Source organism: Nostoc sp. LEGE 12447 (assembly GCF_015206985.1).
Lineage (GTDB): Bacteria > Cyanobacteriota > Cyanobacteriia > Cyanobacteriales > Nostocaceae > Nostoc.
Genome location: NZ_JADEXT010000097.1, coordinates 1 through 9,514 on the forward strand (window position 1 = coordinate 1; position 9,514 = coordinate 9,514).

Here is a 9,514-nt window from a genome sequence, read left to right on the forward strand (position 1 = left end):
CAGATTTGAAACAGTTGCAAGATAAACTTTTATTACTTATAGAACGAAATCCTTTGCCTTTAATTGAGTGGAATACAGCGTTTCAAGTAATAGAATGGAATCTGGCTGCTGAACAACTATTTGGATATAGTAAAAGCGAAGTGATTGGTTGTCAGGTATCAGAAATAATTGTGCCAGAAAGTGAGAGAGTACAAGCCATCAAAATAATGGAGTTATTAATTGAAGAGAAAGTGGGAGCTAATAATCTCAGTAAGAACCTGACAAAACATGGAATAGTGATTATTTGTGATTGGTGCCACACTCCGATAACTAACGCGGATGGCAAGGTAATTAGTATTGTCTCAACAGTGCAGGATATTACAAAAGTAAAGTCTTTTGAAAACGCTCTGCACGAAAACGAAAAGACCTATCAGCAAATTCTTGATGCAATTACAGATATGGTACTGGTTAAAGGTGCTAAATCTCAAATAATTTGGGCAAATAAGGCATTTCGTGATTATTACGGGATGAGTGAGTCAGAGCTTCAAAATATGATTGATGCACCCTTCAGCGAAGCAGATCATACCCTGCAATACATCAAAGATGATACTTACGTATTTGAAAGTGGACAGACCCTAGAAATTCCCCAAGAGCCAGTAACTCGGTACAATGGCGAGGTACGCCTATTCCATACAATCAAATCTGCGATCCGCAACGAACTAGGTCAAGTGGTAATGACTGTTGGTGTAGCTCGTGATATTAGTGAGCATAAACAAGCCCAGAAAGAACAGGCGAAGTTGTTAGCAATTCTAGAAGCAGCACCAGACTTTATCAGCACTGCTGATTTAACTGGGCAGGTTCTTTACTTTAATAAAGCAGCTCGTAGAATGTTGGGGCTAGGGGAACAAGAATCGCTTTATAAGAGAAATTTGTCCCAAAATCATCCGAAATGGGCAAATGAGATTATCCAGAATCAAGGATTACCAGAATCAGTTAGAGCTGGTGATTGGGTTGGGGAAACGGCTGTTTTAAAAGCAGATGGACGAGAAATTCCCATATCCCAACTGATTATTGCTCACAAATCATCTGAGGGGGAAGTTGAATATTTCTCGACGATTGCAAGGGATATCAGCGAACTCAAAGCTGCGGAAGAAACTTTGGTGCAAAAAGCGGAAGATTTAGAGCGGACTCTTAAAGAACTTCAAAGCACCCAAGCTCATTTGCTTCAAAGCGAAAAAATGTCCTCTATTGGTCAATTGGTTGCTGGAGTAGCTCACGAAATGAATAATCCTTTGGGCTTTATTGCTGCCAGTGTAAAACAAGCTAAACCTACCTTTGCTGATATTGTTGACCACTTAAAGCTTTATCAGAAAAAGTTCCCGGCTCCAGGAGATGAAATTCTCATCCATGCCGAAGAAATTGACTTGGAATATAGCTTATCAGATTTACCCGAAATGATTGATTCAATGACAATAGCCTGTGACAGGCTGAAAGATATTAGTACCAGTCTCCGCACTTTCACCCGTGCCGATCAAGACTACAAAATACCTTTCAATATCCACCAAGGCATTGATAGTACCATTCTAATTCTCAAACACCGTCTGAAAGCAAATGAGCAACGTCCGAAGATTGAAGTGATCACAAACTACGGTAATTTACCTGAAGTAGAATGCTTTCCAGGGCAATTAAATCAGGTATTTATGAACATACTAGCGAATGCTATTGATGCCTTGGATGAATCAAATACAGACCGGAGTTTTAGGGAGATTAAAGCCAATCCTAATCAGATTATGATTAGCACCTCATTGAAAAACAAACAGGTTGAGGTGAAGATTGCTGATAATGGTCAAGGGATGAGTGAATCAATTAAACAAAAAGTATTTGACGACTTGTTTACTACCAAAGGTGTTGGTAAAGGAACAGGATTAGGATTAGCGATCGCTCAATCTATTGTTGTAGAAAAACATGGTGGAACTTTGGATGTGAATTCTACCCCAGGCGTTGGAACAGAATTTGTGATTACCTTACCGATTCTGGCTCAGGCTCAAAGTTAACTTGGTCGAAAGTGTTATTTCAGTTAACCGCCACCAACCAATCGCACACCACAGACCTACACCCGCTCCCAAACTTAACCCAAATCTGCCATCGGCAACGTCAAAGACGAACGCTCAACCACCTCCCGCAAGGGCGATATGCCTGTGGCAGAAATTCCCCATCTTCTCGAAACAATACAGGCTTAATATCTGCACTGGTCTGCTGTTTCCGCACTCAAAGCTCAATCAACTGTTGCCGAAGAGTGAAGAATCTCTCGTGCAGACATAAATAATTGGCTTGCAAAACTGGGCGGTACAGAGTAGCCGATAATTGACCCCGCCGTAGCAGTCTCGTCGGGGAATTCATACCAACCGGGAAACCCTTGCAAGATTGCAGTCCCTTCAATAGACAAGGATTTGACCGTACTATCCGGCAACCAGATATCAGCGAACCTACTACGGTTGCAACCTTTGTGGTCGGTGAAGCGGGATCGCAGTATCGTGTTGCAAGGTAAATGTGCAGGCTTGTATTTCACATCTTTTCGCCCTCCGACTCGTTCAATCAGCAATGGCGTTGGTTCGTTAGCCATCAGAAATTGTTCTACCGCTTGCCGTTGTTTGGGGAGTAGTTGGGAATCGGCCATGCTGGGGATGAGATGCGCGATCGCCTTGTACCAACCACAAGATTTAGCTCCCGAAGGTATTGCAACGCTCAAACCTCTACTGGCAACCAGAACTAACCGTCGCCGTGCCTGGGGCAACCCAAAGTCAGCCATGTTGACCACGCTGTAATTGACCGAGTACCCCTCTTGTTCTAAAGCTGACAGAATAATACTGAAACTCTGACTGTTCTGATAGCGTGGGACATTTTCGAGAGTAAACACCCGTGGCTGCAACTGTCGGATGGCTTCTGCCACAGCCAACGCAGCCGTCAGATCGTCAGCCGTTTCAATACCCTTACCCGCTTTAGCTGTGTGAGCTTGGCTGAAGTTGGCGCATACCGGGGAGGCATGGAGATAGTCGGGGCGGTGGGGAAAACCTAGAAATCCTGACTGTGCTACTTCTTGGACTGTTAGTTGGATTATTTTACAGCCATACTCGCTAAAGTTGCGGTGATGATTGAGAGCGATCGCCCTGCTCAAGTCTGGTTTGCTTGGGTCAAACTCCACTGCAATAACTGGACGAATCCCGGCTTCAACCATCCCCGCTTCAATTCCGCCGCCACCAGCGAACAGTACTACAGCGATCGGGGCATCATTTGGCAGGACTGGTTTTATTTTCGTGTTATCAAAATTTTTGCAGACATCTAATTTTGGTGATGTCTTTTTGGATTTCGCTTTTTTGATAAAAGAGGTAATATCTTCCCTGGTTGCCCCAAGATGTTTTAGTGTGCGAATCATGGGGAGCTATTACTGGTTTAGTCATGCAGCCACCTCCATGACCAGTTCATCTGGTACTTCAAAAAGTCCCAACTGCCCAATGTAAGGAATCGGCGTAATTTCTCGCGGATTCTCCAGCTTCCAGTGATATTGCCCAGGCATCCCCCAGCCAGACGCAACTTGTGAAAACTTGCAATCAACTATTGTGACAATGCCGATGACTTGACCGCGACGGAGAGAGATTAACTCTGGGATTACTACCCCCATGCTTTGACAAAATTCTCTCGCTACCTGGTACTCTTTTTTGGTACAGGTTTTGGCGGCGTGAATCAGAATGTCGCCGCGATAATGAATGGGCCAGCCTCGGTTTTCTATGTCTTTAAGAGCATAAATTATTGCCCATGCCCAAGGCTGACGAACGGATATCGCTTTCACCGTGTTTAAAACTCCAGTAATTGAATGTATGCGTCTAAAGCTGCAAGTGCCGGATGCGGATGTATTTGCGACTTCAGCCCATTGCAGATTGTGGCAATAGTTCCAAGCTCTACGAAAGTGAAATGAATATTGGACTGACGGACAGAACAGCGATGTAGAACTGTTAGAAGAACAAAATTCAACTGTCTAAGAATTACATCTTCAGCTACATGAAGTCGCCAAGTAAGGTTTTTGGAAGTAACCGAACGCCAGGGGTTATCGAAAGAACATTTTTCAACTTGGGGCAGCACTTTTACCTTAAATCTGTAAGCCTGGTCAGTAGTAGAGCATTCATCAGGGGCAAGAGCTGCCCATTGTTGTAAAAGTTGTTGGTAAGTTTCAATCATTCTCAGTTCCCGCGTAAAAGACAATGTTTATCCTCCAGTAGAGCCTTAAAAACTACGACCACGAGATAAATTCTTGAATCTGGTAAACTGATGGTCAAATAAAAGCTTGACTGTACCAGTGGGGCCATTGCGTTGCTTGCGAACGACTAACTCAGCAATGCCACGATCTGGGGTATCGGGGTTGTACATTTCTTCGCGGTAAAGCATGATTACAACATCGCTGTCTTGCTCAACAGCACCACTGTCTTTTAAATCACTTAGTACAGGTCGTTTATCGTTACGGTGTTCAACTTCGCGGTTGAGTTGGGACAAAGCAAGTACAGGCACATCCAAATCTTTGGCTAATCTTTTTAATCCTCGGCTGATTTCACCGACTCGTTGAGCCATGTTCACCCGTGAATCAGTATCAAGAGCCATCAGTTGTAAGTAGTCAATGATGACAAGCCCAACACCACCGTAATGGGATGAAATTCGGCGGACTTGGCTACGGATTTCATTCAGAGAAGGGCAAGATTCGTCGTTGATGAAAATCTGTTGTTCGCTTAACTGTGCGATCGCCACGCTCAAAGGTTCCCACTGCCTGTCAGAGACATTCCCAGTTTCCAAGAAGTTATTTTCAATGCCAGATTCGCTGCTCAAGAATCGCTGTACGTACTCATCAGTAGACATTTCCAAGCTGAAAACGCAGATCGGCATCTTCCCAGTTTTGGCAACATTGAGAGCGAGATTACCAGCCAAAGCGGATTTACCAACAGAAGGACGAGCAGCCAGTACATACAACCGTCCTTTGCGAAAACCACCACCGAGTATACTGTCCAGGTCATAAAATCCACTGCTTGCTGCTGGTGAGCCTGTACCAGCATGACGCGCTTCAATTTCGGTAAAAGTGTCGGCTAGGGCATGAGAAATATGAACCAAGTCAGAGGCAGAATGCTCAGACTTAATGCAGTAGACTTTTTGTTCGGCTTCGTCGAGAATTACAGGTAAATCGGTTTCGGTGGCATAGCCAAGTTGAACAATCTCCGTGCCAGCAAGGATTAACTGCCGCCTTTGGTATTTTTCCATTACCAAGTCAGCTAAAACATCGATGTTCACAGCTGACACAGTACGGTCAACCAGACTGGCCAGTTTATTGCGTCCACCGATACGGAACAATAAGCCATTATCAGACAACCAGTTGGTGACGCAAAGCAAATCCGTTGGTAATCCTTGGCTGTACAGTCGTAAGGCTGCTTGATAAATGTCTTTGTGGGCATTGATGTAAAAAGCATCTGCCACCAAGCGATCACTGATTCGGCTCATGGCACTTGGGTCGAGCATGATGCCACCAAGTATTACTTCTTCAGCCTCAATGCTTTGTGGGGGTAAGCGGTCTTGTTGCGATGTGAAGTTTGTTTTGTCTTGTGTCATAAATCCTCAAAGAGAAGTCGGAATTCGGAGGTCGGAAGTCGCAAGTTAAGAGTGAAGAACAGGAGCAGGGGAAGTCAGGAAGAAAGCTGAATTTGGAAAAAATACTTCCGAATTCCGACTTCAACTCATGCAGCTTGCGGATGTAAGTACACATACATTTGGGGATGTGTAAGTTTTAACCAATTCAACCATTTGAGCGTTGCACCTGGGTCTTGTTGGTCATAACGGCTGCTAAAAGAAGCGATCGCTTTGTCCTTGCCAACTTCATCCATGCGGTCTAGAAGTTCACTGAAGGTCGCTTTATGCCAATCAAGAGAACGATTTGAGTAGTAACCGATGGGTTGGTCATTGGCTTTTGATTCTTCAGTTTGTGGCGTAGATGAAGAGAGAACTTTTGACCAATAAACCAGCAGTTCTTCTAAACCAGCTTTACTAACCTCCAAATTGCTGATTGATTTGATCACAGTGGGGACTTTTTGCTGCCAATTAACCTTGTCCCACTCGGCTCTTTCCTTGGCGATTAACTCCACCAAACGGCGATCGCAAGTTTGGTAAATGTTGTCTCTGCAAGAAGTACGCCAGGGGAAACGCCAAGAACGGAGCTTGATTTCATTTCTGTAAACTGCGGGTAAAGGCTCAGATGCCAAGATGCCGGGGTCAAGCAAGATGTGATTGAGCAAATCATCAATCGACTGAAATTTTGGTTTGCTTGGTTTCTTGTTTGCTTGTTCGTTTTTTTTATCGAACAACCCCGCCGCAATAGTTGGTCTACATGAGGTGTTATCGGTTTGTTGCAAAGACCCGGAATTTTTTAACAACGAAGTGGGTTGTTGTGGGGTTGGTTTTTCTGGGGTTGGTTCTTCTAAGCTTGGTTTTTTTGAAGTTGGTTCTTCAAGTTCAACTTCTTTCGTTGTTAAATCAAGTTCTTCTTTTTCACACACACTTTCTTGGGTGGGGGGCGCGGGTGGCGAAGCCAGGGGCGCATTGTGTGTAATCTCTGAAGTAATCTTTGAAGTAATCTCTGTATCTATTAGATCATCTTGACAAAATGTTAATTTTAAATTTGACATTTTGTTAAGTTCTAACTCACCATTTTGTAAACTTGGACTTTGACATTTTGTTAAATTACCATTTTGGTCAGAACGGGCAAATGTTGTCTTAATCCGCTCAGGAGCATTAGGAGGAGCTTGTACAACAGCTTGTAGTTCATTCAAGAAGTTTTCCCAGTCAATGCGGATGTGTTTTATGGGGCTATTTCCAAATTTATAAGTTGCAGTTTTAATCAGATTTTTGGACTGCAAAAGCTTAGTAGCTAAATCAAACTGTCTGGCTGTAATTCTGCACTCCTTCCACCAATCATCACGCTTTTTAGCCAGCCACTTGTACCCATCACGTTCAATTTTGAGTCGGGATTGCCCTTCATGATCCGGTAAATGCCAGTAGATGATCTGACTAAGTAAAATTCCAGCGATTAAGTCACCACCAGCCACGTCTACATAACAACGTTTGACTTCTATCGTGTCCCTAGAACGCGATTCCCAGGCTAGAAAACTGTTTTGATCAGAGAGCCAATTCATCTTTCTAGACCTCCAAAAATCATGTTTTCTGCTAAAATCATGGTTATAATCTCCATTCCTCAAAAATTGTGAGTTTATTCTGACCCCGCACTGCGCTACAGGCGGGGGTTTTGCTTTATTCACGCATCAAACGGAAATTGTCTAACTTGCACATGTTGAGGAAACTCTTCAATTTTTCCCCCTTTCTTGTCGCGGGTTTTGAATCGCTGTCCCCGAAATATTGCATTCGCCCCCAACTGCTTCACAAACACAGGTGTTTTAGCCGCGTGACATTGTTGGACAATCGATTCGAGCCATTCGATGTGGCATGGTCTGGAATTTTGGCCAGATTCACCACCAACAATTACTAACTGAACATCATTCAAGTAGTGAGTGATATCGCCCAAATCTTCTAACAATGGTTCAACTGACCAGAACCGAATTAAAGCCGGAATTTGAGCAAGAAATTGACTACGTTCTTCTAAAGTGCGGCGATTCTCAATCGAAGTTCCTGACCAAATATTTAAAGGTAACTTGTCTAGTCCATGACAAGAAAGCCATTCATCCATAGATAACAGCATAATTTCTGGGCGTTTGGTGAGAATCTGAAATATTTGATTGGGAGCAACGAACATTCCGTCCAGCATTTCATGTTGCCAAAAACGCGGAACCCACTCACCAAAAACATCAGTCATTGAAGAAACGAAATGCTTCTTAGGTTTTCTTTGGAATCCCCATTTCCGAATAGCTTCTGTATCTAACACTAGCTCTGGTGGTTGCCCAGAGTAGGGTTGCTTGTTTCCGCCAAAGAAAGAGTTTTTATTTAATTTCTCTGCATAGCAATTTGCACAACCCTCACTTTTCTTATGACACCACCAACCGCCTCCTTTGACACGGATGATATTTTCTGTTTGGTCTGTCCATTCTATGTTTGTTGACATAATTACCCTTTATATAATGCTATTTTCATGCACTCAAAGAAACATTTGTTTCACTATCAAACTTTTGGACTTCATCCCCCCAACAATCCCAACCATCACGAGAAGAACGAGCGAACATTTCTAACTTCGTCATGTCTGGGCAGAGTTTATCTACTAGTTCAAAAAATTCATCTGGTTTACGGGAATGTTCACGTCGTCGTGCATGGATTAGTGATGATTCATTAGTAAGCGAACGTCCAGCAAACGCCCTGACATTACCTCGTACAGCTAAAGCACAATGTTCAGTTGCGTTACGTAGCCAGTGACCAGTACCCAGATGGGTTGTACCGCTCTTAGTAACTTTTTCCCAGGTAAGAATAGTTTTCAAGCTAAAACCCCATGTTTCTAAGCAGTGTGCGGCTTCAATCATGTGATTGTTGGTGAACCAAAGCCAAAGAACTGACCCCGTGCAATCGCTTAAGTTGGGAACAGGTAATGACAGTATTTCTTCTATGTGCATTGGCTTGTAGTTAATGCGGTTTCGGTGAGTTTTATCCTGATTTCTCAGCCGATAGAACCAGGGAGGGTCAATCACGATGCACTGGTATTGACCTTCTAATGTTGTTAGTCTCATGTTTAACTCCTGTTATTTTCAAACTTGTTCTTGAAATTCAATGTGGCTTAAAGTCTGAAGTTCAACAGCTAATCCACTTAAGAAATTTTGGAGTTCAACTGTTGCCAATTCTTTGGATATCTCCTTTTGTGATGTATAAATAAGTTGCTTGTGATGCCCAAAATAAACTTCTGTACGAGTTAAGTTTTGCTCTGTGTCAGTTAACAGAGTCAAAGTAAATCTTCCAAGTTTGCAAAAGTAATAAGGACATTTTGGACTCCAAGGCTTTCCGGGCTGCCAAGTGATTTGGAGTTTTTTACCAATGTGAACGCTGATAGATTCAAAATCAACGTGGAAAATATTCAGTAAAGGAAGCATTTCGCCACTGTTGTAATGATCTACAACGTGCTGTCTAATGCCTAATTCTGCTAAACCTTCAGGAATATCAATGTGAGCTTCAGATGAGATTTTTTCAACGACTGTGACTATGGCTTTCATATCCGTTTAACCATCTTGTAATTTGTAAGAAAATATTTAGGAAGGTGTATTACTCGCGCTTCAATTAAACCCGTGGCAACGAACGTTATTCAGGGAATAAACAATCAGTTTCATATTCGTCATCATCCTCATCTGAACCTTCATCTTTGATAGATTCAAATTCTTCGATTGCAAAAATAGCCATAGCCACACACGCTCTTTCTGCTGGATGTGTAGCTGATTGCATCCGATATGATTCGGGGACTACATAGCCTTGGATCGCGTAGAATTTCTTAGCTAGTTTTTCAATGAGTACATCTTTCTGG

At 43.0% G+C, this 9,514-nt stretch carries 10 protein-coding genes; 1 reads left to right on the forward strand and 9 read right to left on the reverse strand.

Annotated features, from left to right (window positions below):
• Positions 1-2,033, forward strand: a 2,033-nt coding sequence (locus IQ274_RS35720) for a PAS domain-containing sensor histidine kinase (protein WP_194145171.1), incomplete at its 5' end; no start/stop codon positions are given.
• Between the two features lie 221 nt (positions 2,034-2,254).
• On the opposite strand, the gene IQ274_RS35725 is transcribed toward IQ274_RS35720, so the two are convergent.
• From IQ274_RS35725 to IQ274_RS35765, 9 genes are all read right to left on the reverse strand, one after another.
• Positions 2,255-3,412: a DNA cytosine methyltransferase gene (locus IQ274_RS35725; protein WP_194145172.1), complete on the reverse strand. Its 1,158-nt coding sequence runs from the start codon at positions 3,410-3,412 to the stop codon at positions 2,255-2,257.
• A 21-nt stretch (positions 3,413-3,433) separates the two neighbouring features.
• Complete coding sequence (locus IQ274_RS35730; RefSeq protein WP_194145173.1) at positions 3,434-3,826, reverse strand: ASCH domain-containing protein; 393 nt, start codon at positions 3,824-3,826, stop codon at positions 3,434-3,436.
• A gap of 5 nt (positions 3,827-3,831) precedes the next feature.
• Positions 3,832-4,212: a hypothetical protein gene (locus tag IQ274_RS35735; RefSeq protein ID WP_194145179.1), complete on the reverse strand. Its 381-nt coding sequence runs from the start codon at positions 4,210-4,212 to the stop codon at positions 3,832-3,834.
• A 45-nt stretch (positions 4,213-4,257) separates the two neighbouring features.
• A complete protein-coding gene (gene dnaB / locus IQ274_RS35740; protein ID WP_194145174.1) occupies positions 4,258-5,622 on the reverse strand; it encodes a replicative DNA helicase in 1,365 nt (454 codons plus the stop codon).
• Positions 5,623-5,747: 125 nt separating this feature from the next.
• A complete protein-coding gene (locus tag IQ274_RS35745) occupies positions 5,748-7,199 on the reverse strand; it encodes a hypothetical protein (RefSeq protein WP_194145175.1) in 1,452 nt (483 codons plus the stop codon).
• A gap of 119 nt (positions 7,200-7,318) precedes the next feature.
• Positions 7,319-8,119, reverse strand: coding sequence for a DUF5131 family protein (locus IQ274_RS35750; RefSeq protein WP_194145176.1), 801 nt, complete (start codon positions 8,117-8,119; stop codon positions 7,319-7,321).
• Between the two features lie 25 nt (positions 8,120-8,144).
• On the reverse strand, positions 8,145-8,732 hold the full coding sequence (locus IQ274_RS35755; RefSeq protein WP_194145177.1) for an MT-A70 family methyltransferase: 588 nt from the start codon (positions 8,730-8,732) through the stop codon (positions 8,145-8,147).
• Positions 8,733-8,750: 18 nt separating this feature from the next.
• A complete protein-coding gene (locus tag IQ274_RS35760) occupies positions 8,751-9,209 on the reverse strand; it encodes a hypothetical protein (RefSeq protein WP_194145180.1) in 459 nt (152 codons plus the stop codon).
• 85 nt (positions 9,210-9,294) lie between these two features.
• Positions 9,295-9,514 (reverse strand): hypothetical protein (locus tag IQ274_RS35765; protein ID WP_194145178.1); only part of this gene is annotated, 220 nt, incomplete at its 5' end.

Excerpts from the sequence above, each read along its gene's own strand:
- IQ274_RS35735 (WP_194145179.1), bottom strand. The coding sequence starts at position 4,212 with ATGATTGAAACTTACCAACAACTTTTACAACAATGGGCAGCTCTTGCC.
- IQ274_RS35750 (WP_194145176.1), bottom strand. The coding sequence starts at position 8,119 with ATGTCAACAAACATAGAATGGACAGACCAAACAGAAAATATCATCCGT.
- dnaB (WP_194145174.1), bottom strand. The coding sequence starts at position 5,622 with ATGACACAAGACAAAACAAACTTCACATCGCAACAAGACCGCTTACCC.
- IQ274_RS35745 (WP_194145175.1), bottom strand. The coding sequence starts at position 7,199 with ATGAATTGGCTCTCTGATCAAAACAGTTTTCTAGCCTGGGAATCGCGT.
- IQ274_RS35725 (WP_194145172.1), bottom strand. The coding sequence starts at position 3,412 with ATGATTCGCACACTAAAACATCTTGGGGCAACCAGGGAAGATATTACC.
- IQ274_RS35755 (WP_194145177.1), bottom strand. The coding sequence starts at position 8,732 with ATGAGACTAACAACATTAGAAGGTCAATACCAGTGCATCGTGATTGAC.
- IQ274_RS35760 (WP_194145180.1), bottom strand. The coding sequence starts at position 9,209 with ATGAAAGCCATAGTCACAGTCGTTGAAAAAATCTCATCTGAAGCTCAC.